17 protein-coding genes and 2 pseudogenes are annotated in these 23,222 nt (G+C 55.7%); 9 read left to right on the top strand and 10 right to left on the bottom strand.

What is annotated here, in order from left to right; translation table 11 throughout:
- The first annotated feature begins 3 nt into the window (after positions 1-3).
- Positions 4-918: a muramoyltetrapeptide carboxypeptidase gene (gene ldcA, locus ACI2JR_RS13150; protein WP_132724619.1), complete on the top strand. Its 915-nt coding sequence runs from the start codon at positions 4-6 to the stop codon at positions 916-918.
- Between the two features lie 93 nt (positions 919-1,011).
- The gene (locus ACI2JR_RS13145; RefSeq protein ID WP_462478727.1) at positions 1,012-2,745 is read left to right on the top strand and encodes a potassium/proton antiporter; all 1,734 of its coding nucleotides are present in this window, start codon (positions 1,012-1,014) and stop codon (positions 2,743-2,745) included.
- 201 nt (positions 2,746-2,946) lie between these two features.
- On the opposite strand, the gene ACI2JR_RS13140 is transcribed toward ACI2JR_RS13145, so the two are convergent.
- On the bottom strand, positions 2,947-5,634 hold the full coding sequence (locus ACI2JR_RS13140) for a cation-transporting P-type ATPase (RefSeq protein ID WP_462478726.1): 2,688 nt from the start codon (positions 5,632-5,634) through the stop codon (positions 2,947-2,949).
- Between the two features lie 50 nt (positions 5,635-5,684).
- The gene (locus ACI2JR_RS13135; RefSeq protein WP_462478725.1) at positions 5,685-6,116 is read right to left on the bottom strand and encodes a universal stress protein; all 432 of its coding nucleotides are present in this window, start codon (positions 6,114-6,116) and stop codon (positions 5,685-5,687) included.
- A 532-nt stretch (positions 6,117-6,648) separates the two neighbouring features.
- Between ACI2JR_RS13135 and ACI2JR_RS13130 the strand changes: the two genes are divergently transcribed.
- From ACI2JR_RS13130 to ACI2JR_RS13120, 3 genes and pseudogenes are all read left to right on the top strand, one after another.
- The gene (locus ACI2JR_RS13130; protein ID WP_462478724.1) at positions 6,649-7,734 is read left to right on the top strand and encodes an efflux RND transporter periplasmic adaptor subunit; all 1,086 of its coding nucleotides are present in this window, start codon (positions 6,649-6,651) and stop codon (positions 7,732-7,734) included.
- Positions 7,734-10,796, top strand: a pseudogene (locus ACI2JR_RS13125) (efflux RND transporter permease subunit). The gene ACI2JR_RS13130 and the pseudogene ACI2JR_RS13125 overlap by 1 nt, the downstream one beginning before the upstream one ends.
- 38 nt (positions 10,797-10,834) lie before the next feature.
- Positions 10,835-11,758 (top strand): acyltransferase, encoded by a 924-nt coding sequence (locus ACI2JR_RS13120; protein ID WP_462478775.1) that lies wholly within the window; start codon positions 10,835-10,837, stop codon positions 11,756-11,758.
- A 28-nt stretch (positions 11,759-11,786) separates the two neighbouring features.
- On the opposite strand, the gene pagP is transcribed toward ACI2JR_RS13120, so the two are convergent.
- The 4 genes and pseudogenes from pagP to ACI2JR_RS13100 all read right to left on the bottom strand — a co-directional run bounded on the left by pagP (position 11,787) and on the right by ACI2JR_RS13100 (position 15,980).
- A complete protein-coding gene (pagP, locus tag ACI2JR_RS13115) occupies positions 11,787-12,362 on the bottom strand; it encodes a lipid IV(A) palmitoyltransferase PagP (protein WP_462478723.1) in 576 nt (191 codons plus the stop codon).
- A 193-nt stretch (positions 12,363-12,555) separates the two neighbouring features.
- Positions 12,556-13,573 (bottom strand): annotated as a pseudogene (locus ACI2JR_RS13110) (alpha/beta hydrolase); the annotation flags it as partial.
- Positions 13,574-13,601: 28 nt separating this feature from the next.
- Complete coding sequence (dadX, locus tag ACI2JR_RS13105; RefSeq protein WP_462478722.1) at positions 13,602-14,672, bottom strand: catabolic alanine racemase DadX; 1,071 nt, start codon at positions 14,670-14,672, stop codon at positions 13,602-13,604.
- 9 nt (positions 14,673-14,681) lie between these two features.
- Positions 14,682-15,980 (bottom strand): D-amino acid dehydrogenase, encoded by a 1,299-nt coding sequence (locus ACI2JR_RS13100; RefSeq protein WP_132724625.1) that lies wholly within the window; start codon positions 15,978-15,980, stop codon positions 14,682-14,684.
- Between the two features lie 321 nt (positions 15,981-16,301).
- Here ACI2JR_RS13100 and ACI2JR_RS13095 point away from each other — a divergent pair, with 321 nt between their 5' ends.
- Complete coding sequence (locus tag ACI2JR_RS13095; protein ID WP_132724627.1) at positions 16,302-17,834, top strand: SpoVR family protein; 1,533 nt, start codon at positions 16,302-16,304, stop codon at positions 17,832-17,834.
- Between the two features lie 58 nt (positions 17,835-17,892).
- On the opposite strand, the gene fadR is transcribed toward ACI2JR_RS13095, so the two are convergent.
- Entirely contained in the window at positions 17,893-18,612 is a 720-nt protein-coding gene (gene fadR, locus ACI2JR_RS13090) for a fatty acid metabolism transcriptional regulator FadR (protein ID WP_132724629.1), read from the bottom strand.
- 241 nt (positions 18,613-18,853) lie between these two features.
- Between fadR and nhaB the strand changes: the two genes are divergently transcribed.
- From nhaB to ACI2JR_RS13075, 3 genes are all read left to right on the top strand, one after another.
- Complete coding sequence (nhaB, locus tag ACI2JR_RS13085; RefSeq protein ID WP_132724631.1) at positions 18,854-20,404, top strand: sodium/proton antiporter NhaB; 1,551 nt, start codon at positions 18,854-18,856, stop codon at positions 20,402-20,404.
- 134 nt (positions 20,405-20,538) lie between these two features.
- Positions 20,539-21,069: a disulfide bond formation protein DsbB gene (gene dsbB, locus ACI2JR_RS13080; RefSeq protein WP_132724633.1), complete on the top strand. Its 531-nt coding sequence runs from the start codon at positions 20,539-20,541 to the stop codon at positions 21,067-21,069.
- A 114-nt stretch (positions 21,070-21,183) separates the two neighbouring features.
- Positions 21,184-21,528 (top strand): TehB-like domain-containing protein, encoded by a 345-nt coding sequence (locus tag ACI2JR_RS13075; RefSeq protein WP_132724635.1) that lies wholly within the window; start codon positions 21,184-21,186, stop codon positions 21,526-21,528.
- A 129-nt stretch (positions 21,529-21,657) separates the two neighbouring features.
- Here ACI2JR_RS13075 and ACI2JR_RS13070 read toward each other — a convergent pair whose 3' ends face one another.
- From ACI2JR_RS13070 to ACI2JR_RS13060, 3 genes are all read right to left on the bottom strand, one after another.
- Positions 21,658-22,104 carry a YcgN family cysteine cluster protein gene (locus tag ACI2JR_RS13070; protein ID WP_100682353.1) on the bottom strand — a complete coding sequence of 149 codons (447 nt, stop codon included), beginning with the start codon at positions 22,102-22,104 and terminating at the stop codon, positions 21,658-21,660.
- A gap of 95 nt (positions 22,105-22,199) precedes the next feature.
- Positions 22,200-22,859 carry a fumarylacetoacetate hydrolase family protein gene (locus ACI2JR_RS13065; protein ID WP_132724637.1) on the bottom strand — a complete coding sequence of 220 codons (660 nt, stop codon included), beginning with the start codon at positions 22,857-22,859 and terminating at the stop codon, positions 22,200-22,202.
- 17 nt (positions 22,860-22,876) lie between these two features.
- Positions 22,877-23,158 carry a YcgL domain-containing protein gene (locus tag ACI2JR_RS13060; protein WP_132726210.1) on the bottom strand — a complete coding sequence of 94 codons (282 nt, stop codon included), beginning with the start codon at positions 23,156-23,158 and terminating at the stop codon, positions 22,877-22,879.
- Positions 23,159-23,222 lie beyond the last annotated feature (64 nt).

Below are 23,222 nucleotides of genomic sequence, written 5' to 3'. Positions count from 1 at the left end.
GTCATGTCTCAGTTTTATCTGGTCGCCCCCTCAGGTTACTGCATCAACCAGCAAGCGGCGAACCGCGGCGTACAGCGTCTGCAGGACGCCGGACATCAGGTGATGCACCAGCAGGTCATCACCCGCCGGCAGCAGCGTTTCGCCGGGACTGAACATGAACGCCTGAGCGATATCAACCAGCTGGCCGCCCTTGAAGGCCGTAACCGCATCGTGATGGCGGTACGCGGCGGCTACGGCGCCACCCGCCTGCTGCCGCACATCGACTGGCAGGCCTTAATTGCCCGTCAGCAGCACAACCCGCTGTTAATTTGCGGCCACAGCGATTTCACCGCGATCCAGATGGGTCTGCTGGCAAAGGGTAGCATAATCACCTTCAGCGGGCCGATGCTGGCAGGTAACTTCGGCGCCGAAACGCTGGACACGTTTACTGAACATCACTTCTGGCAGGCGCTGCGTTGCCCGGAGTTTACCCTTGAGTGGCAGGGCGACGGGCCAGAATGCCGCGCTCAGGGCACCCTATGGGGCGGGAATCTGGCGATGTTAACCTCACTGATCGGCACGCCCTGGATGCCACAGATAACCGACGGCATCCTGGTGCTGGAAGATATCAACGAACATCCGTTCCGCGTCGAACGGATGCTGTTGCAGCTGCTTAATAGTGGTATTCTCGGCCATCAGCGGGCAATTATCCTCGGCAGCTTCACCGGGGCCAATCCTAACGACTATGATGCCGGTTATGATTTACCGATGGTCTATGACTATCTCCGCGCACAGCTCGCTGTTCCGCTCATCAGCGGGTTAGATTTCGGTCACGAACAGCGCACCGTGACCCTGCCCCTCGGCGCGAAAGCATTGCTGGTGAACAACGCGGCCACCACGACCTTAACGCTTAGCGGTCATCCGGTACTGACAGAATAAAAACTTCTGTGACACATTTCCGGATCCTCCGCAGGTTGTTAAAATGATGTCAATTTCACAAATCACTTCTCGTCAGTAAGGAGTACGTCAACTTTGGACGCCGCTGCGGTCATTAGTTTGTTTATTCTGGGTTCGGTATTAGTAACCTGTAGCATTTTATTGAGTTCCTTTTCCTCGCGCCTTGGCATCCCGATTCTGGTCATCTTCCTCGCCATCGGTATGCTGGCAGGCGTCGATGGTATCGGCGGCATCCCTTTTGACAACTACCCTTTCGCCTACATGGTGAGTAACCTGGCGCTGGCGGTGATCCTGCTTGACGGCGGGATGCGCACCCAGGCCAGCTCTTTTCGCGTCGCGCTGTGGCCGGCCCTCTCTCTCGCCACCGTCGGGGTGCTGATCACCTCCTGTCTGACCGGGGTGATGGCCGCGTGGCTGTTCCATCTCAATCTTATTGAAGGGATGCTGATCGGCGCGATTGTCGGTTCAACCGACGCGGCGGCGGTGTTCTCGCTGCTTGGCGGCAAGGGGCTGAACGAGCGTGTCGGCTCGACCCTGGAGATCGAATCCGGCAGCAACGACCCGATGGCGGTATTTCTGACCATCACCCTTATCGAGATGATTCAGCAGCATGAAAGCGGCCTGAGCTGGATGTTTGCCGTCCATATCGTCCAGCAGTTCGGTCTGGGCATCGCCATTGGTCTCGGCGGCGGCTATCTGCTCTTGCAGATGATTAACCGGATTGTGTTACCGACCGGTCTCTATCCTCTGCTGGCGCTGAGCGGCGGGATTATGATTTTTGCCGTCACCACCTCGCTGGATGGCAGCGGCATTCTGGCGGTGTATCTGTGCGGTTTCCTGCTCGGCAACCGGCCGATTCGCAACCGCCACGGGATCCTGCAAAACTTCGATGGGCTGGCGTGGCTGGCGCAAATCGCCATGTTCCTGGTGCTCGGCCTGCTGGTCACCCCGTCCGATCTGTGGCCGATCGCCATTCCGGCGCTGCTGCTGTCGATGTGGATGATCTTTATCGCCCGTCCGCTGTCGGTGTTTGCCGGTCTGCTGCCGTTTCGCGGCTTCAACCTGCGTGAGCGGGTGTTTATCAGCTGGGTGGGCCTGCGCGGGGCGGTGCCGATTATTCTCGCCGTTTTCCCGATGATGGCCGGCCTTGAAAACGCGCGTCTGTTCTTTAACGTCGCCTTCTTCGTGGTGCTGGTCTCGCTGCTGCTGCAGGGCACATCCCTGTCATGGGCGGCCAAAAAAGCCAAAGTGGTGGTGCCGCCGGTGGGCTGGCCGATTTCCCGCGTCGGGCTGGATATTCACCCGGAAAATCCGTGGGAGCAGTTTGTTTACCAGCTGAGTGCGGATAAATGGTGCGTCGGCGCGGCGCTGCGCGATCTGCATATGCCGCCGGAAACGCGCATTGCCGCGCTGTTTCGCGATAATGCCCTGCTGCATCCTACCGGCAGCACCCGCCTGCTGGAAGGCGATATTCTCTGCGTCATTGGTCGCGAGCACGACCTGCCGGCGCTGGGCAAAATGTTTAGCCAGTCGCCGCCGGTGGCGCTTGACCAGCGCTTCTTCGGTGACTTTATCCTTGATGCCGATGCCAAATTCGCCGATGTGGCGCAGATTTACGGTCTCGACGGCGGCGAAGAGTTTCGTGAAAATCAGCAGTCGCTGGGCGATGTCGTGCAGCAGCTGCTCGGCGCCGCGCCGGTCGTCGGTGACCAGGTGGAGTTTGCCGGCATGCTGTGGACGGTCGCGGAAAAAGAAGAGGATCACGTGCTGAAGGTCGGGGTTCGCGTGGCGGATGATGAGGCGGAGTGAGCCGCCTCATCATCCTGGTTAAGATATTAATATTGCATGCTTTTGTTAATTACAGCGCTGCATAAAGCCCCCGGCATCACCTCCGCAAACGCGTTACCGTGGCCTTCAAGGCCACGGTAACCGCGGGAAAGACCAATCCCCGATGCCCGCATACCTTTTACCTGAACGTTTTCACAGTAGGAATCCTCATGTCGACTTACATCAGGCGGTACGCCATTTCCGGGTTAACGGTTTTTCGATTTCCACAATCAGGAACATCACAAATCCGATGACAAAAGTGATCACCCAATAGCGGAACGGCAGCGCGGTGGTACCAAACAGCATTTGCATAAACGGCGCGTAGATGATCAGCAGCTGCAGCGCCAGCAGGACGGCGCTGACGATCCAGATGCCTCTGTTTGCCAGTAGCCCTTTACTCAGAGAAAAACCGTCGGTAACGCGGCAGTTGAGCATATAAAACCACTGAGCGGTCACCAGCGTTTGCAGCAGGACGGTACGAATAAACTCTGGCGCATAACCACGTGGCTGGAGCCAGGCTTCCAGAACAAAGGCGCTCACGGCTATCATCGAACCAACAAAAATCACCCGCCAGATAGCGAAACCATCCATAACATGCAGCTTAGGATCGCGCGGCGGGCGCTTCATAATGTTCTTCTCGCCGGCCTCAAACGCCAGGCCGAACGACAGCGTGGCGGAGGTCGCCATGTTCATCCATAAGATCAGCACCGGGGTCAAAGGAATTAAGTTCCCCGCCAGCAGCGCAATAATGATTAATAACCCCTGCGCCAGGTTGGTCGGCATAATGAAAAGGATGGTTTTCTTCAGGTTATCGTACACCCGCCGCCCTTCTCTGACCGCGCTGGCGATGGTGGCGAAGTTATCATCCGTCAGCACCATATCGGCCGCCTCTTTGGTCACCTCGGTTCCCTTGATGCCCATGGCGATCCCGACGTCAGCCTGCTTCAGCGCCGGAGCATCGTTCACCCCGTCGCCGGTCATCCCCACCACCTCTTTTTTACTCTGCAACGCCTGCACCAGACGGAATTTATCTTCCGGGCTGGTACGGGCGAAAATGTCAAATTTCTGCGCCGCTTCGCTGAGCTGCTGGTCGTCCATCACCTCCAGTTCACGCCCGGTGATGGCATTGCCGGCATTGCCAATGCCAAGCATTTTGCCGATACTCATTGCGGTTTGCGGGTGATCGCCAGTGATCATTTTCACCCGAATGCCCGCCTGCAGGCAGTCGCCAATCGCCGTAATCGCTTCCGGACGCGGCGGGTCCATCATCCCGGCAATGCCGAGGAGGATAACCCCCTGCTGCAGATCCTGATGGGTCAGCTCGCTTTGCCCGCTGGCCGCCGGTTTCCACGCCGCCGCGACCATTCGCAACCCTTCCCGCGCGTACTCTTCGATTTTCGCTTCCCAGTAGGGCTGATTCAGCGGCTGCAGGCCATCCTCCGTCTGCTGCTGCTGACAAAGCCGGAACAGCACATCCGGGGCGCCGGTGATTAAGATCATCTCTTCATTACCGATCCGATAGAGCGTCGACATATATTTATATTGCGAATCGAAAGGGATTTTGCTGCGCAATTCGGTGGCCACAGTCGGCAGCGCGACTTTCGCCGCCAGCACTTTCAGCGCCCCTTCCGTTGGACCGCCGGTAATTTTCCATAACCCGCTTTCATCCTTGATAAGCTGGCTGTCATTACATAAATCAATGGTCCTCAAATAGCGCTCAAGCAGCGTACCGGGCGCCACCACAACCGGCCCAGCGCCATCTACCGGGTGAATATTCCCGATCGGTTCATAGCTATCACCTTCTACCCGATAGACGGTATCCGCCGTAATGACGGCTTTTACCGTCATCTCGTTCATGGTCAGCGTTCCGGTTTTATCCGAGCAGATCACCGTCATCGCCCCGAGGGTCTCAACGGTCGGCAGCTTGCGGATAATCGCCTTCTGCCGCGCCATGGTCTGCACGCCCAAAGAGAGAATGATCGAGATGATCGCCGGCAAACCTTCCGGCACCGACGCCACCGCAAGGCTAATCAGCGAGAGCATCAGCTCTGAAACCGGCATATCGCGAAACAGCAGGCTGAAGACGAACAGCGCGGCCATCATCACCAGGATGATAATAAAGATGGCTTTGCCGAGCTTATCCATCTGTACCAGCAGCGGCGTACGGTGCTTTTCAATATCCGCCATCATCTGGTTGATATGGCCCAGTTCGGTATCCCCGCCGGTCGCCACCACCAGACCTTTCCCGCCGCCGGAACTGACCGTGGTCCCCGAAAACAGCAGGTTCGTGCGATCGCCGAGGGGAAGCTCGCCGCTCAGCGCCTCGGTGTTTTTTTCCACGACCGTCGACTCACCGGTGAGAATCGCCTCTTCCACACGCAGATTGTGGGCTTCAATAACCCGCAGGTCGGCAGGGATTCGGTCACCTGCCCGGATCACCACAATGTCACCCGGCACCAGCGCGGTGGTCGCCACCGTTTCATGGTTCCCCTGACGAATCACCACCGCTTCGCTGGAAAGCATATTGCGAATGCTCTGCAGCGATTTTTCCGCATTACTTTCCTGGATATGGCCAATCAGGGCATTGATCACCGCGACGCCGAGGATCACCAGGGTATCGACCCAGTGCCCCATGACCGCAGTCAGCAGCGCGGCTGCCAGCAGGACGTAGATCAGGACATCGTTGAAATGGGCGAGGAAGCGGAGCCAGGCGGGTTTGCCCGGCTTTTGGGGTAGCGCATTCTCACCGTATTGCTGGAGTCGCGAGGCCGCTTCTGCGCTGCTAATACCTTCGGAGGAACTGTTGGTGCTGATCAGGGTTTCATCGACGGAGAGCTTGTAAAACGGGCCAGCCGGTTTGTCTGTACTCATAGTTATCTCCTCACTCCTGTAACGGAAATCAGAACAGCATCAGGCCGCCCCTAACGCACAACGAAAACCGGAACGTGGGCATAACGCACGATGCTTGCCGCCTCGGAACCCAGCAAGTGGGTCTGAATATTGGGGTTACGCGAGCCAATAATCACCACATCCGCCTGCAGTTCGTCGGCCAGTTTGATCACCTCATCACGAATATTGCCGCTGCGGACATGAATATGGATGTCACTTTCCGGCAAGGCGGACTTTTTGGCCAGCTCAGCCAGTTTTTCCTCTGAGTTTTTAACCAGATAGTCTTCCATTTTTCGTGCATCAGAAATAAATCCGCGCGTTAGCTGCGGGGAAAACAGCGGGTTTACGTGCACTAAATGAATTTGCGCGGAAGCGCTTTGCGCGAGAAACTGAGCATGGGATAACGCTTTGTCGGCGAGGCCGATTTCAAAGACATCAACCGGGACCAGGATATTTTTATACATAGAGACAATCCTTTTATTACCAATAGAATAGTTGGCGATTAACGCCTGACGTGTCGTATTGAGGAAAGAATCTCAGAAACAAAAGCTGGCACAGAAGTCGGTATAATTAAACGTAGCACAGGACGGTTAACATTATTCAACCACCAATTATTATATTGAAAAATATCACAGAACCCGCTCCCCTCAGACAAATCGGCTGGAAACAACGTTAAAACGTCGACATAAGGACAATTTTTACTCTTTTTAACATTTCCGCTTTTCTACGACTATGCTCATAATCAGGAGCTATAGCACTTCCAAAAACCACTCCATAATTAGGCATATGAGAATTTACTTACTATATATCCAGTACTAAAGGAGGAGCGATGTTTGGTTATAGTCTGGTTCGTCTGAGCCTGTTTATCGCCCTGGCAATCATTGCCTGTACGGCGACAGGTTTATTCACTTATGTCGTTGTCTCCGCGTTGGCTGAATAATCATGGCGATTGTAACAAACATGTAAAATAAATCTATTCACTCTGAGGGGAATACAGTGAAGCGTTATTTTTCTCTCATTCCTGTTGTTATTTTAATAACAACAGCTTGCGATCAGAAAGCACCTCAGGTCACGCCACTACCGCAGATGGTTAAAGCGGTGGAGGTGACCGCCGTCGGTGATTCACAGCAACGTATTTTTCCTGCACGCATCGAATCCGGGGACTCTACGGATCTGTCTTTTAAACGCGGTGGCCAGATTGAATCGCTCGACGTTCGTCAGGGTGCGAACATTACGCAAGGACAGGTCCTCGCCAGCCTTAACGCCCGGGAAGCCCAACAGCGCGTCAATGAACGACAAACTGCCGCCACGCTCGCGCAGCGGCAGTTCGATCGCTTCCAGACCCTGGCTGGCCGCCAGGCTATTTCGAAAGCCGAAATGGACATCCAGCGCGCCAGCCGCGATTCGGCAAATGCCGCGCTGAAAATTGCCCACGAAGAACTCGACCAGATGACGCTAAACGCGCCGTTTAGCGGGGTAGCAGCCAGCGTGCCGGTTCGCAATCACCAGGTGGTCGCGGCCAGCCAGACCATTGTGACCCTGACGCGTACCGATCTCCTCGATGTGGTCTTCAGTATTCCGGAAAACCTGTTTAGCGCCTTTGATATTCGCAATGCGCAGTACCGCCCGATAGTGAAAATCAACGCTCTGCCGGACCGCCAGTTCACCGCCCAGTACAAAGAGCATTCCGGCAGCAGCGACAATAGCACCCTCACCTGGCAGGTAATTTTGACCATGCCGCGCCCGGCTGATTTCCCTGTGGTGGGCGGCGTCAGCGGCACCGTGACGGTGAATCTGGCAAATCTGCCCGCTAACGCGGGTCATGAAGCGCTGGTGGTGCCGGTTGAGGCAGTGTTCAATCCCGATAATCATCCGCGCAACGAGCCGCATGTGTGGGTGATTAAAGGCGATGGCGAGCAGCTGCATCTTGAAGATCGCAAAGTGAGCGTCGGGCAGGTGACAACCCAGGGGGTGGTTATTACCGATGGACTCAGTGCCGGCGAGCGCGTAGTGGCGGCTGGCGTAAGCGAACTGCATGCGCAGCAGCCGGTTCGAATCTGGACGCGTGAACGAGGCCTGTAATGGATATCTCTCGCCAGTTTATTAATAATCCCGTTCGCGTCTGGTTAACCATTCTGCTGCTGGGTATTGGCGGTATTTTCGCCCTGCTCAATATCGGCCGTCTGGAAGATCCGGCCTTTACCATTAAAACGGCGGTGGTCATTACCCACTATCCTGGCGCATCGGCGCAACAGGTCGAGGAAGAAGTCACCCTGCCTCTGGAAAACGCCCTGCAACAGTTGCCCTACCTGGATAACGTCAGCTCTATTTCGTCCAACGGGCTGTCGCAGATTACGGTGAATATCGCCTCGAATTACCACTCCAACGAGCTGCCGCAAATCTGGGACGAGCTGCGGCGCCGGGTGGGCGATGCGGCTAGCCTCTTTCCGCCGGGCGTGGTTTCCCCCTTCGTGAACGATGATTTCGGCGACGTATTTGGCTTCTTCTTTGCCATTTCCGGCGACAGTTTTACCAATCCGGAGCTGGTTCGCTATGCCGAGCAGCTGCGCCGGGAGCTGGTGCTGGTGCCCGGCGTTGGCAAGGTCGCCATCGGCGGCGCGATCCCCCAGCAAATTAACATTGATATCTCGCTGCCTAAAATGGCGGCCCGCGGCATTACCCTTAATCAACTTTCCGCTCTTCTCAGCCGCCTGAACGTCGTTTCCAGCGCCGGGGAGATAAAATCCGGCAGCGAGTCCATTCGCCTGCATCCCACCGGGGAATTTGACAATATCGACGAACTGGGCGACCTGCCGATCAACCCGCATGGCACGGGAGCGGCGACCCGGCTGCGGGATATTGCGACGATCTCGCGCGGGTTGAGCGAATCCCCGTCCAGCATCTACCACGCCAACGGCCGCCAGGCGGTGACGATGGGCGTCTCGTTTATTCCCGGCGTCAACGTCATCGATGTTGGCCACGCGCTGGAGGCTAAACTGGCGCAAATGTCGGCGGAAAAACCCGCCGGGATTCACCTCGATCTGTTCTACGATCAGGCGACTGAAGTTGGCCACTCGGTTAACGGCTTTATCACTAATTTCTTAATGGCGCTGGCCATTGTTGTCGGCGTGCTGCTGATCTTTATGGGCGTGCGCAGCGGTATTATTATTGCGTTCTCGCTGGCCCTCAACGTGCTGGGCACGCTGCTGATTATGTACCTGTGGGGTATTGAGCTACAGCGGATTTCGCTGGGGGCGCTCATTATCGCCCTCAGTATGCTGGTCGATAATGCTATCGTGATTGTCGAAGGGGTGCTGATTGCCCGCCAGCAGGGGTCAACGCTGCTGACCGCCATCAACTACGTTATCCGCCGTTCCGCCCTGCCCCTGCTGGGAGCAACGGTGATTGCGATCCTCGCCTTCGCGCCTATCGGTCTGTCGCAGGACTCGACGGGGGAATATTGTAAATCGCTGTTCCAGGTACTGTTAATCTCCCTGATGCTCAGCTGGTTCTCGGCGCTCACCATTACCCCGGTGCTGATCAAATGGTGGCTGTTTAAAGGCGCGGCATCCCCGGCGCCGGCCGCTGAGACCGATCCTTACCGCGGGCGCTTCTACCGCAGCTACCAGCGGATCCTCAACGCCCTGTTGCGGCAAAAAACCGTCACCCTCGTGGTGATGGCAGCGCTGCTGGCTGGCGCAGTCTGGGGATTTGGCTCGGTGCGGCAGAACTTTTTCCCGTCATCCAATACGCCGATCTTCTTTGTGGATCTGTGGCTGCCCTACGGCACCGACATTGCCTCCACGGAAAAAATGGCCAGCGATATCGAAACCGCGATTAACGGCCAGCCCGGCGTCGTCACCACCGTGGCGACCGTCGGTCAGGGCAGTATGCGCTTTATCCTCACCTATAGCGGCCAGCGGCAGTACAGCAACTATGCGCAGATCATGGTGCGTATGGACGACCAGCGCAGTATTGACGCCCTCACTCGCCACGTGGATGCCTATATTGCCCGTCACTATCCGCAGGTTAATGCCAGCAGCAAACGGGTGATGTTTGGTCCATCCGGCGACAGCGCAATCGAGGTGCGTATTAAAGGCCCCGATCCCGACAGATTGCGGCTAATAGCCAGCCAGGTAAGTACCATCCTCACGGCAGATCCGGTCGTCGGCAGCGTGCGCAACGACTGGCAAAACCGCAGTAAAACGCTCCGCCCGCAGTATTCTCCTACCGTGGGGCGCGAGCTGGGGGTGGATAAGCAAGATATCGACAGTGCGCTGCAGATGAATTTCAGCGGTAGCCGCGTCGGGCTGTACCGCGAAGGCGCCGATCTGCTGCCGGTGGTGGTGCGCCCGCCGGCCGCCGAACGTCAGGATGCTAACCATCTGAAAAACGTGCTGGTGTGGAGCCAAAGCCGTCAGCAGTACATTCCGCTGAGCAACGTGGTCAGCGGCTTTAACCTCGAATGGGAAGACCCGTTAATTCTGCGCCGCGACCGCAGCCGCGTGCTCACAGTGATGACCGACCCCGACCCGCTGAGCAATCAAACCCCGGGCGATATTCTGGCGAGGGTCCAGCCGCAGATTAACGCGCTCAGCCTGCCGCAAGGCTACAGTATTGAGTAAGGAGGCGACGCGGAGAACTCCAGCGAAGCACAGCAGGGACTGTTCACCACCCTGCCATTGGGTTATCTGGTGATGTTCATCATCACCGTCCTGATGTTCAGCTCGCTGAAAAATGCCGTTGCCATCTGGCTGACCGTGCCGCTGGCGCTGATCGGTGTGACGCCGGGATTTTTAATTACCGGCATCCCTTTTGGTTTTATGGCGCTTATCGGTTTACTCAGCCTGAGCGGAATGCTTATCCGTAACGGCATCGTGCTGGTCGAAGAGATTGAACAACAAAAACAGGAAAAACCGCAGCACGAGGCGATTATCTATGCGGCAACCTCGCGCTTACGCCCTATACTGCTCACGGCCTTCACCACTGTGCTCGGGCTGGCGCCGCTGCTGCTGGACGTCTTCTTTCAGAGTATGGCGGTGGTTATCATGTTTGGGCTGGGTTTTGCGACCATTCTGACGCTACTGGTTCTTCCGGTGATTTACGCCTGTTTCCACCCTAAGGATATGCAACAACCACAATGAACACCACTGGCTTAAATATTATTAAAACGCTGGGATGCATGACGGCGGTCACCTTCTTTACCATCTATAACACCTGGGATCGGTATGATTACGATTATCACTGGATCCTCGGCTTTCTGACGTTTATCTCGACCATCGCCACGCCGCTGTTTTTTGTGGTGGCCGGCTATCTCGATGCTCAGTCCCGGCATAACACGAGCTGGCAGATGGAGAAAATTAAAAGCGTGGTGATCGTCTTTCTTTTCTGGATGACGATTTACTACCTCTGTGAGCCCTATCAGCGCGGCTATCTTATCCAGCCGTGGTTTGTCTTCGCCTTTATTGTGATTTATACCTTCCACCCGCTGATCGAGTGGCTAAGCCAGCGCAGAAGGCTCTTCTTTGGCTTGGTGTTTGTGTTACTGCTTTTCTCCTATGGATACGACCTGCTGGCGGCCCTCTATCCCAACGTGCATGCGCTGACGCTGGCGCCGCAGTATCGCCTGTGGACCTGGCTCTTGTTCTATTTAACCGGTCAGCTGTTTAGCGACCCGCTGGTGGTGCGCTGGCTTAATCGAGATAACGTGGTCAAAGCCGCGATGTTTGCTATACCCTTTATTTATCTTTTCACCTGGTTTTACGAGCGCCATTTCTTTTTTGCCCTGTTCAAGGCCGACAGAAATGCGTTCATTCTCACCGGTTCGCAAATTTATATTCTGGTGGTCGCGCTGGTTATTGCGGCCAACGGCGTCCGTTTCCGGAAAAACAGCGAGTTTAAAGAGAGTATTCTGGCGGCAATCAGCAAAACGATGACCGGGGTTTATATCCTCCATTACTCAGTTTTTCATCTCCTGAGCACCCTTATCCCAATCGGTTCGCTGACCACAAAATTAATGCTGATTGCCCTGACGTTTATCGTCTCGGTATTGATTTCAATGCTGGCGTTATCCAACTCCATCGCTAAAAAAGTGATCACCCTTTAAATCACCGGTGCCCTGCCTGGATCCGGGTTTAAAAACCATAGCGGAGCCAGGCAAACAGGACGTTACCGTTATTGTAGGTGCCAGGAATATAGGTGAATTGTACGCTAACTTGCTGATAGCTAGCGGAAAACAAGGGAAGAATAATCGGTAAGGGCACGTAATTAGCAAAATCATCGCGGGCGGTGATCCCGGCGGTCACGCCAAGGCCAAGGCGGAAATCCTGGCGGCTATCCAGATACCAGCCCTTCTCCCAGCCGTAGCCAACGATCGGCTGCCACTTGTTATGCGAATCCTTAAACATCATGGCATACAGCGAACTCCAGTCGCCCTCATCGTGATAACGAGAGAGGCCGAAGCCGCCGCCCCAGGGCATCTCATTGTAATTATCCGTTTTCTCTTTATCGTAGGTTAAACGGTTGTGCCAGCTAAGAAACGGCAGATACAGATCATAATTTTGCGGCTGATTCCAGGTTTGCGAAACATCGTTTTTGAGCCAGTTCCACCAGCCGCTGATGCGCTGTTCGCCGTAAACATGGTCTTCAGCCTGTACCGCAGTGGCGAAAATAACCAGAGTTGCCCATACTATCAGCCGACAATGTTGCATAGATTTTTCCTTAAAAAAATCACCGGTAACGATTCAGTCTGGGAATAATAAACCTCCTTTGCAAATATCACTGCCGCCATTTTGCTGCTAACAGGCGTCCCTTATGACAGGTATATAGTAGCCGGCAAGGCGATCTCCCGGAACGATAAAGCCACCATGTCTGAATCAGGACATTCTCACGACGCTCATTGAATCAGGCGTATATGCTGGCCGGGAAATAAAAGGATGTCCTCTGCATTATAATCCCCAATTCAGGGGAAGGCGGGAAAGCGCCGTGAATATGTTGCTGAATACGGTCCATCATAAACGGGAAGAACGGGTTGGAGGTTACGCGCATCAGCGTATCCAGCCCGACGCTAACATCGGAAATGGCACCGCGACGTGCGAGAGCGAATACATATCCTGCGGCCATGCAATGTTCAGCCGCGTCACCAGCTCCTCTTGCGCGCATGCTGGCGTGATACGGTATCGTACGTGGTGGGCGAGGCATTGGTAATCACCGTTGTGCGATAGCGGCGCTGGCGCAATCGCGTGCTGAGTGCAGAGTAAACCGCAGGTCGAAACAGCGCGCGCAAATTCGCCGCTTGGTTGATATCAAAAATCACCAGTGCACTGCCGTTTTCCGGCAAATAGCAATACAGCGGATCCACCACGGCCTGGTGCTGACAGAGGAGTCTATCACCGACTGAAACGTCAGCACTCGAGCATGCGCAGTGAGCCGCTGGCTGCGGGAATCCAGGACAATGTTCTCCTGCAGCGCCTGGGTTGCAGCCACGACTGTCGGGCCGTCTTCACCGGAAAGGAGTTGTATTTATAAGGATTAAACTCGGGCACCACGTTCAGCCATGCCGTCCGCGCAAAAGCAGGAAACACCGCCGGTAATCCCGCCAGTCCGGCAAAGCGGGCAAAAGCGGTCCCCCCAATCATCGGCGACAGCAGGACTATCTGCTGCGGTGAAGATAAGGCCTTATCATCCAGCGCGTCGAGCGCATATTTGCCGCCGTTGGAATAGCCGATAACATGCAGCGGGACGTTCGCCCCGGCTAGTCGGGTTGCTTCGCGTACCACCAGTCGCGTTGCCGCCATCCACTGCTGCCAGTCAATGGCGGTCAGCGAACCCGGCGCAGCACCGTGCCTCGGCACAACGGCAACGCCCCCTGTTGCTGGTAGGCTTTTGCCAGCTAGCGCACGCTGTACGGCGAGTCCGTCAAGACCGGCGAATGGCGCCGTTCAGGCAAGTTACCCGGTCACCACCGGAACGCGCGGCGCCAGCGCGCACATTAACTCGTAGCCGACGGTGCCGCAGGCTCCGGCGACATCGTCAATTTTAATCTCTTTCCCCCACAGTTCGACCGGCGCGCCGATCCCCGCCTGTGGGCACGGCGTTAAATCGACCGCCAGCATATCCATCGAGACCCGTCCCACCGTGGTGGTGCGCACCCCGTCAACCAGCACCGGCGTGCCGTCCGGCGCCACCCGCGGATAGCCGTCAGCGTAACCGCAGGCCACGATGCCGATGCGCTGCTCTTCTGCCGCCCGATACAGGCCGCCGTAGCCCACCGCATCCCCGGCCTTCAGGTTTTGCACGGCAATAATTTCGCTGCTGAGGCTCATCACCGGCTTGAGTCCACTGTTGGCAATATCCTGCCACTGACCGGAAGGCGAGGCGCCATACAGCACGATCCCCGGCCTGACCCAGTCAAAATGCGCTTCCGGATGCCACAGCGCCGCCGCCGAATTCGCCAACGACCGCGCGCAGTTGAGCCCCTCCGCTGCCTGTTCGATGCGGCGCATCGGCTCAACAATACCCTGCGGATTTTCCGCGTCGGCAAAATGCGACATCAGCGTCATTTCACTGACATTGGTCAACGCCCGCAGCTGCTGCCAGACGGTATGAATACGCTCCGGCATAAAGCCCAGACGATTCATCCCGCTGTTGACCTTAACGTAGATATCCAGCGGCGCGTGCAGCTTCGCCTGCTGGAGCGCCTTAATTTGCCAGTTACTGTGTACGCTGGTGGTCAGGCGATACTTATCAAATAGCGCCAGCTCATCGGCGTGGAAAAAGCCCTCCAGCAGCAGAATCGGCCCTTTCCAGCCGTGTTCCCGCAGCAGGATCGCCTCTTCAAGATTGAGCATCGCAAAGCCATCCGCGCCGCTCAGCGAGTTCCAGACGCGCGATAAACCGTGACCATAGGCGTTGGCTTTCACCACCGCCCACAGGCGCGACGCGGGGGCCGCGCGCCGGACAATCTGTAAATTCTGCCGCAAGGCCGACAAATCAATGCTGGCCAGTACAGGACGAGACATGAAGACTCCTTAGTTATGAACACCGTGCAGGTGCTGGGCGCGCGCCGGGGTAAAACCGGGGCTGTAGCGCGCAACGGCGAGGTCATCATACGGAATTGCCGGCGTGCGGCCCGAGATCAAATCGCTGAGCAGCTGCCCGGATCCGCAGGCCATCGTCCAGCCCAGGGTGCCATGCCCGGTGTTGAGCCACAAATTCTTATAGGGCGTGCGACCGACCACCGGCGTGCCGTCCGGGGTCATCGGACGCAGTCCGGTCCAGAAGGTGGCCTGCTCAACGTGACCACCGCGCGGGAACAGATCGCGCACCACCATTTCCAGCGTTTCGCGACGCGGCTGTAACAGCTCTTTATTAAAGCCGACAATTTCCGCCATTCCGCCCACACGAATACGCTGGTCGAAACGGGTAATCGCGATTTTGTAAGTCTCATCAAGAATAGTCGAAACCGGCGCGCCGTCCTCCCGGGCAATCGGAATCGTCAGCGAATAGCCTTTTAGCGGATAGACCGGGATATCCACCAGCCCTTTCAGCATCGCCGTAGAATAGGAACCGAAAGCCATCACGTACGCATCGCCTTTAATAATTTCAGCGCCGCATTTCACGCCGTAGATCTGTTCGCCTTCATACAGCAGCGCATCGACCGAGGTATTAAAGCGAAACGTAACGCCCGCCTGCTCGGCCATCGCCGCGAGGCGCGTGGTAAACAGCTGACAATCGCCGGTTTCGTCATTCGGCAGACGCAGGCCGCCGGTCAACTTGTGGCTTACCTCGGCTAAGGCGGGTTCGACCTCCAGCAGACGTTTCGCCTCCAGCAGTTGATAAGGCACGCCGGCATCCTCCAGCACGGCGATGTCGCGGGTGGCGTTCTCGTACTGCTTTTCGGTACGGAAGAGTTGCAAGGTACCGCCCTGGCGCCCTTCATACTGGATACCGGTACTTTCGCGCAGCGCCTTCAGGCAGTCGCGGCTGTACTCGGCCAGGCGCACCATCCGCCCTTTGTTCTCCATATAATGGCGGGTATCGCAGTTGCGCAGCATCTGCCACATCCATTTCAACTGGAACTGCGTGCCGTCGAGGCCGATCGCCAGCGGCGCATGCCGCTGGAACATCCATTTGATGGCCTTCAGCGGCACGCCTGGCGCCGCCCATGGCGCGGCATAGCCCGGGGATATCTGCCCGGCGTTGGCGGCGCTGGTCTCTTCGGCGGCGCCGGGCTGGCGATCGATAACCGTCACCTCATGCCCCGCCTGGCTTAAATACCAGGCACTCGCGACCCCAACTACCCCACTTCCCAGTATGACGACTCGCATAGCGACTCCGTAATAGTTAAAGAACAATCATCTAATTACAAATTGATAACTCAGTTGAAAATATTATTCAACATACGCTTTATTTATGGTGACTTAACTCACAGCATGCCGCACCAGCATTGACCCCATAGATTTACTATCTCATGCTGCGCTTCATTTTTACTCAGAATAAAATCCCGCAACGAGCGCCAAAAAACGCCTTTAAGATTGCGAAATCGCGAAGAAAAGAAATTGTCGGCAGACGCAGTTTGTCATGCCGTGTTCTATGCTTGTTTAGAGGTTCTCCGTACAGAGAGAGCCACCGACAATGAGGGCGCGCTAATGGCTACGATTGATTCCATGAACAGGGACACCACTCGTTTAAGCGATGGACCCGATTGGACTTTTGAACTACTGGAGACCTACCTTGCCGAAGTTGACCGGGTAGCCAAGCTGTATCGGCTCGACACCTATCCCCATCAAATCGAAGTCATTACCTCCGAGCAGATGATGGATGCCTACTCCAGCGTCGGTATGCCGATCAACTATCCGCACTGGTCGTTCGGCAAGAAGTTTATCGAAACTGAACAGGCGTATAAGCACGGTCAACAGGGCCTGGCCTACGAGATTGTGATCAACTCCAATCCCTGCATCGCCTATCTGATGGAGGAGAACACCATTACCATGCAGGCGCTGGTGATGGCCCATGCCTGCTACGGGCACAACTCCTTTTTCAAAAACAACTACCTGTTTCGCAGCTGGACCGACGCCAGCTCGATCATTGATTACCTGATCTTCGCCCGTAAATACATCACCGACTGCGAAGAGCGCTATGGCGTCGATGAGGTAGAAAAACTACTCGACTCCTGCCATGCCCTGATGAACTACGGCGTCGACCGCTATAAACGTCCGCAGAAAATCTCACTGCAGGAGGAGAAGGCGCGACAAAAAAGCCGCGAAGAGTATCTGCAAAGTCAGGTCAATATGCTGTGGCGCACCCTGCCGAAGCGGGAAGAAGAGAAAACCATCGAATCCGCACGCCGCTATCCTTCAGAGCCGCAGGAGAACCTGCTGTACTTTATGGAGAAGAATGCGCCGCTGCTGGAGCCGTGGCAGCGTGAAATCCTGCGGATTGTGCGCAAGGTCAGCCAGTATTTTTATCCGCAGAAGCAGACGCAGGTGATGAACGAAGGCTGGGCGACCTTCTGGCATTACACCATCCTCAACCACCTGTACGATGAGGGGAAAGTGACGGAGCGCTTTATGCTGGAGTTCCTGCACAGCCACACCAACGTGGTCTTTCAGCCGCCCTATAACAGCCAGTGGTACAACGGGATTAACCCCTATGCGCTGGGCTTTGCCATGTTCCAGGACATTAAACGCATTTGCCAGTCACCCACCGAAGAGGACCGCTACTGGTTCCCGGATATCGCCGGTTCCGACTGGCTGGAAACGCTGCATTTCGCGATGCGCGATTTTAAAGATGAGAGTTTTATCAGCCAGTTCCTGTCGCCGAAAATTATGCGCGATTTCCGCTTCTTTACGGTGCTCGATGACGATCATAATAACTATCTGGAGATTTCCGCTATCCATAACGAAGAGGGGTATCGGGAGATTCGCTCGAAGCTGTCCGCTCAGTACAATCTCAGCAACCTCGAACCGAATATTCAGGTATGGAGCGTCGATTTGCGCGGCGACCGATCGCTGACGCTGCGCTATGTGCCGCACAACCGCGTGCCGCTGGATAAAGGCCGCCGGGAAGTGCTCAAGCACGTCCACCGCCTGTGGGGGTTTGATATCCTGCTGGAACAGCAAAACGCCGATGGCAGTATCGAACTGCTGGATCGCAGCCCGCCGCGCCCGAATGCGCTGTAGCTGAGCGAAAAGCATAACGCCCGGTTTCCGCCGGGCGTTTTTTCTGCTGCAGTGCGCGTTAGCGCATGCCGATGACTAAATCGCCCGACATAGTTTTCTGCATCCGGTGCCAGATTTCACCGCTGTCGTGGCCGTAGCGGCGGACAATGTCATACACCTTCTCGTGCAGCCCCTCTTCACACACCTTCGCCAGCTGGTGATAAAAGCCCAACGCCAGGCTGCGTGCTTCCGGGTTGGCGAAATAGTGGCGGCCGATACGGGTATACAGCCCTTTCATTCCGTTTAGGATCAGACCGTAGATCGGGTTGCCGGAGGCAAACGCCAGGCCGCGGAAAATGTTGTAGTCCAGATCGGCAAAGGCATCGGCGTGGTCTTCCACCTCGCGCGCGCTGGCCAGAACCTGCAGGGCGTTTTCAGGGTGCTGACGGAAGGCGGTGCGGATAAAAATAGTCGAAATATTGGTACGTACCGACAGCAGATTATCGATCAGCTGCGGAACGCTGTCGTGATCGAGACGCGCCAGAGTTTCGAGGATATTCAACCCGGACGTTTCCCAGAAATTGTTCACCTTCGTCGGTTTGCCGTGCTGAATGGTTAACCAGCCGTCACGGGCCAGACGTTGCAACACTTCGCGTAAGGTAGTGCGGGTCACGCCAATCAGTTCAGAAAGTTCACGTTCAGCAGGGAGAATCGTGCCTGGTGGAAAACGGTTATTCCAGATACTTTCGATGATGTACTCTTCCGCGAAACCCGCAGGGCTTTGCGCCTTAATGACCATAGTAAGATTTCCATTACACAGCGTTGCAAATTCTACTCATCATACCAGAGCCGCTATAGTGCAGATAGCATCATAAAGTAATTAAAAGGGGATCGCCGTTTCATTTTCAGCTTTTCATTTCACGCGGGCCATGGCCGGAATGCGAGGCGAAGTCAGTTGCTTCCCATTTTGCTCAACTGCTAGTCTTGTAAATAGTTACGTGTAAAATCATGTCATTAATTTGGCGGGAAGGATGTCTGTCGTGGAAATGTCTTATGGCCGCGCCCTGTGGCGCAATTTTCTTGGCCAGTCGCCGGACTGGTACAAGCTCACTCTCATCATCGTCTTACTCATTAACCCGCTGGTGTTTTATCTTAACCCTTTTATCGCCGGCTGGCTGTTGGTGGTTGAGTTTATTTGTACCCTCGCCATGGCGCTCAAATGCTATCCGCTGCTGCCAGGCGGCCTGCTGGCGATAGAAGCCGTGTTTATCGGCATGACCAGCCCCGAGCATATTCGTGAAGAAATCGCCAACAATCTGGAAGTTCTCCTGCTGCTGATGTTTATGGTGGCGGGGATTTACTTTATGAAGCAGCTGCTGCTGTTTATCTTTACCCGTCTGCTGCTGGGTATTCGTAGCAAAATGATGTTGTCGCTCGCTTTTTGTCTGGCTGCGGCCTTCCTCTCCGCCTTTCTCGATGCGTTAACCGTGGTGGCGGTGGTGATTAGCGTCGCCGTCGGCTTTTACGGTATTTATCATCGCGTAGCCTCTTCGCGCCCGGACGATAACGACATCCTGGACGATAGCCATCTCGACCCACATGATCGCGGCGTGCTGGAACAGTTCCGCGGTTTTCTGCGTAGCCTGATGATGCATGCGGGCGTCGGGACAGCGTTGGGCGGCGTGATGACCATGGTCGGCGAGCCGCAAAACCTGATTATCTCAAAAGCGGCCGGCTGGCACTTCGGCGAGTTCTTTTTACGCATGGCGCCGGTGACCTTGCCGGTCGTCGTCTGCGGCCTGCTGACCTGCCTGCTGCTGGAGAAATTCAAGCTATTCGGCTACGGTGAGCCGTTACCGCCAGCGGTGCGTAAGGTTTTACAGGACTATGACGATCGCAGCCGCCAGCAGCGTAGCCGCCAGGACCGCCTGCGGCTCATTGCCCAGGGGATTATCGGCATCTGGCTGGTGATTGCGCTGGCGATGCATCTCGCGGAGGTGGGCCTGATCGGTTTATCGGTGATTATTCTGGCGACGACTTTCTCCGGTGTCACCGATGAGCATGCCATCGGCAAAGCCTTTACCGAGGCGCTACCGTTCACCGCCCTGCTGACCGTCTTTTTCGCCGTCGTTGCCGTGATCATCGACCAGCACCTGTTTACGCCGGTGATTCAGTTTGTCCTGCAGGCCTCACCGCACGCTCAACTGTCATTGTTCTATCTGTTTAACGGTTTGCTGTCGTCGATCTCCGATAACGTCTTTGTCGGCACGGTGTACATCAACGAAGCGAAAACCGCGCTACAGCACGGCGTTATCAGCCTGCCGCAGTTTGAGCTGTTGGCCGTGGCCATTAACACCGGTACCAACCTGCCTTCCGTCGCCACGCCGAACGGCCAGGCGGCCTTTTTGTTCCTGCTGACCTCCACGCTGGCGCCGCTGATTCGCCTTTCCTACGGGCGCATGGTGTGGATGGCGCTGCCTTATACCCTTGTGATGACCCTGGTCGGTTTACTGTGCGTTGAGTTCACCTTAATGCCCGCCACCCAATGGATGCTCGATAACCACTGGCTCGTTACGCCGTCACTTCCTTAAATCAAGCTGCGCTTATCCGCCTTCTTCAGGCGGATAAGCGCACTTCTTTTATGTAATATTTTCCGACAAGCTGCTGGCGTCGGTACGGTTTTCGTTTACACTGCCATGATTTAGCATGTTTCAGGGAAATGACTATGTTGCGATATTTAAACCAGTGCTCGCGGGGACGCGGAGCCTGGCTCCTGATGGCGTTAACCGCTTTTATCCTTGAGTTAGTCGCGCTGTGGTTTCAGCACGTGATGCTGCTACAACCCTGCGTGATGTGTATTTATGAACGTTGTGCGTTATTAGGCATTATGGCTGCCGGTATCGTCGGCGCCATCGCGCCGAAAACGCCGTTACGCTACGTGGCGCTGGTGATCTGGCTGTATAGCGCCCTGCGGGGCCTGCAGCTGGCGTGGGAACACACGATGATTCAGCTGCATCCTTCCCCGTTTCAGACCTGCGATTTCGCCGCCCGCTTCCCGACGTGGCTACCGCTGGACAAATGGCTGCCGCAGATGTTTGTTGCCAGCGGCGACTGCTCCGTGCGCCAGTGGGAGTTTCTGACGCTGGAGATGCCGCAGTGGCTGGTCGGGATCTTCGCCGCCTATCTGATCGTTGGATTACTGGTGCTGATTGCTCAGCCCTTCAAACCCAAAAAACGCGATCTGTTCGGGCGCTAGGCCCAGTAGAGAAAACGCTCCTTCGGGAGCGTTTTTTTTATCTGTACGTTGACGCCGCCACCCATAAAGATGCATATTAAATACATCTTATAGAGTCCTGCTAAGGAGCTGACGATGTCTCACTTGCGTATTCCAGCTAACTGGAAAGTTAAACGTTCCACCCCGTTCTTCACCAAAGAGAATGTCCCCGCCGCTCTGCTCAGCCACCACAATACCGCCGCCGGGGTTTTCGGCCAGCTGTGCGTGATGGAAGGCACGGTGACCTATTATGGCTTCGCTGATGAGCGGGCCACTGAACCGGAAGTGAAGGTGGTGATTAACGCCGGCCAGTTTGCCACCAGTCCGCCGCAGTACTGGCATCGCGTTGAGCTCAGCGAGGATGCGCAGTTCAATATCCACTTCTGGGTGGAAGACGACGCGCACGGTGAAAACGGGCTGTTCCACGCGAAGAAAGCCTGAGTCATTTGTCGTTTGACGGATGACATCGGTCAAGAAAGCCAGACTTCATCAATGGTAAATCTGAGCAACAAAACACAAAACCCGCCGGACGGCGGGTTTGCGCAATAGCTAGCAGCTGACGTGAACGCCTTACTGCGCCCAGTCAGGCTTATTCAAAATATGGTCCTGCCAGTCGCGTACCGTCTCCTCCTTCACCGCAATATGGCGCACGGAGATGCGTTCGCCGTGCATCGCCGCTTTCGAGCCGCTCAACAGCGGGTGCCAGTGCGGTAAAGGCTGGCCTTCCGCCAGCAGGCGATAGGCGCAGGTTGGCGGTAGCCACTCAAACGTCGGCAGGTTGTCACGCGTTAGTTTAATGCAGTCCGGTTCGTATTCGAAACGTCGCTCATAGTTGCGGCACTGACAGGTTTTGATATTTAACTGACGGCAGGCGACGTTGGTGAAATAGATTTCATCGGTATCCTCATCCATCAGCTTATGCAGGCAGCACTGTCCACAGCCGTCGCACAGTGATTCCCACTCTGCATCGGTCATTTCATCCAGTGTTTTGTGTTGCCAGAAAGGTTGTTCGCTCATAGGGGATATCCGTGATTGCAATTCAGGGTGCACCTTATAACCAGTCTGGCACACCGATGCAAGTTTTGCCGCCTGCGAGAGGCGGCAAGCGGACGTTACAGCACCCGGGTGGTCAACGAAAAACCGTTAAAACCCACTTCCAGATCGTCACCGCTGTGCAGCGGCCCGACGCCTTCCGGCGTCCCGGTGAGCACCACGTCGCCAGCTTTAAGGGTAAAGAAGCGCGACATGTAGGCAATCAGCGGCACGATTTTATGGATCATATCGGCGGTCGTCCCCTGCTGACGAACCTCGCCATTCACCTGCAGACTCAACGGCGTATTTTGCGGATCGCCGTGGAATTCTGCGGCAGGAATAAAACCGGAGACCGGACAGGAATTATCGAAGCCCTTGGCTTTTTCCCACGGCTGACCGGCCTTTTTCATCTTCGCCTGCAAATCCCTCAGGGTCAGGTCGAGCGCCACGCCGTAGCCCGCTATCGCTTTCAGCACATGCTCTTCCGTCGCCTGGCGCAGCGTGCTGCCGATCAGCACCGCCAGCTCCACCTCGTGGTGCACCGAACCCAGACCTTCAGGGAACACCAACGGCTGGCGAATATCGCATAGCGCCGTCTCAGGTTTAATAAACAGCACCGGCTCTTCCGGTAGCGCACTGCCCATTTCCTTGATGTGATTTGCATAATTGCTGCCTACGCAAACGACTTTACTTACCGGGTAATCCAGTAATGCTCCCTGCCAGTTGTGATGTTGGTACATTATTTCCCCTCGGTGGTTTAATCAGATTTATTCCCCTGTTCCGCCAGGTGTTTCTTCAGTAGATTCTCAGTCGGAGGAGGAAGTTGCAGGTAATAGCCCTGATCGATCAGCGCCTGTTTTACTTTTTCCAGATCGGCACCCGCGAGCTTTTTACGTCCGTCGAGCGGCAAAAGCATCGTCATTTGCGGCGTGCCGAAGCTGTCCATCAATTCGGCGGGAACGCGTGAGAAATCGTCCCTTTTTTCGACATACAAATAGGTTTGCTCACGTTTAGTACTTCGATAAATCACACAAAACATAGTTTTACTCGGAATTAGACCCGTGGTCACTTGCCTCAATATATGAGTGACTATAACATGCCTT

Origin of the sequence: Klebsiella sp. NPDC088457 (genome assembly GCF_044900465.1) — a bacterium.
Classification (GTDB): Bacteria; Pseudomonadota; Gammaproteobacteria; order Enterobacterales; family Enterobacteriaceae; genus Klebsiella.
Note: the sequence above shows the minus strand (reverse complement) of the source record. Positions and strands in the feature narration are given on the sequence as shown.

What these genes read in the sequence shown, in the direction of transcription:
- ACI2JR_RS13095 (WP_132724627.1), top strand. Translation starts at nt 16,302, where the DNA reads ATGGCTACGATTGATTCCATGAACAGGGACACCACTCGTTTAAGCGAT.
- ACI2JR_RS13120 (WP_462478775.1), top strand. Translation starts at nt 10,835, where the DNA reads ATGACGGCGGTCACCTTCTTTACCATCTATAACACCTGGGATCGGTAT.
- ACI2JR_RS13065 (WP_132724637.1), bottom strand. Translation starts at nt 22,859, where the DNA reads ATGTACCAACATCACAACTGGCAGGGAGCATTACTGGATTACCCGGTA.
- pagP (WP_462478723.1), bottom strand. Translation starts at nt 12,362, where the DNA reads ATGCAACATTGTCGGCTGATAGTATGGGCAACTCTGGTTATTTTCGCC.
- ACI2JR_RS13140 (WP_462478726.1), bottom strand. Translation starts at nt 5,634, where the DNA reads ATGAGTACAGACAAACCGGCTGGCCCGTTTTACAAGCTCTCCGTCGAT.
- fadR (WP_132724629.1), bottom strand. Translation starts at nt 18,612, where the DNA reads ATGGTCATTAAGGCGCAAAGCCCTGCGGGTTTCGCGGAAGAGTACATC.
- ACI2JR_RS13135 (WP_462478725.1), bottom strand. Translation starts at nt 6,116, where the DNA reads ATGTATAAAAATATCCTGGTCCCGGTTGATGTCTTTGAAATCGGCCTC.
- ldcA (WP_132724619.1), top strand. Translation starts at nt 4, where the DNA reads ATGTCTCAGTTTTATCTGGTCGCCCCCTCAGGTTACTGCATCAACCAG.
- dsbB (WP_132724633.1), top strand. Translation starts at nt 20,539, where the DNA reads ATGTTGCGATATTTAAACCAGTGCTCGCGGGGACGCGGAGCCTGGCTC.
- ACI2JR_RS13060 (WP_132726210.1), bottom strand. Translation starts at nt 23,158, where the DNA reads ATGTTTTGTGTGATTTATCGAAGTACTAAACGTGAGCAAACCTATTTG.
- ACI2JR_RS13100 (WP_132724625.1), bottom strand. Translation starts at nt 15,980, where the DNA reads ATGCGAGTCGTCATACTGGGAAGTGGGGTAGTTGGGGTCGCGAGTGCC.
- ACI2JR_RS13075 (WP_132724635.1), top strand. Translation starts at nt 21,184, where the DNA reads ATGTCTCACTTGCGTATTCCAGCTAACTGGAAAGTTAAACGTTCCACC.
- dadX (WP_462478722.1), bottom strand. Translation starts at nt 14,672, where the DNA reads ATGTCTCGTCCTGTACTGGCCAGCATTGATTTGTCGGCCTTGCGGCAG.
- ACI2JR_RS13070 (WP_100682353.1), bottom strand. Translation starts at nt 22,104, where the DNA reads ATGAGCGAACAACCTTTCTGGCAACACAAAACACTGGATGAAATGACC.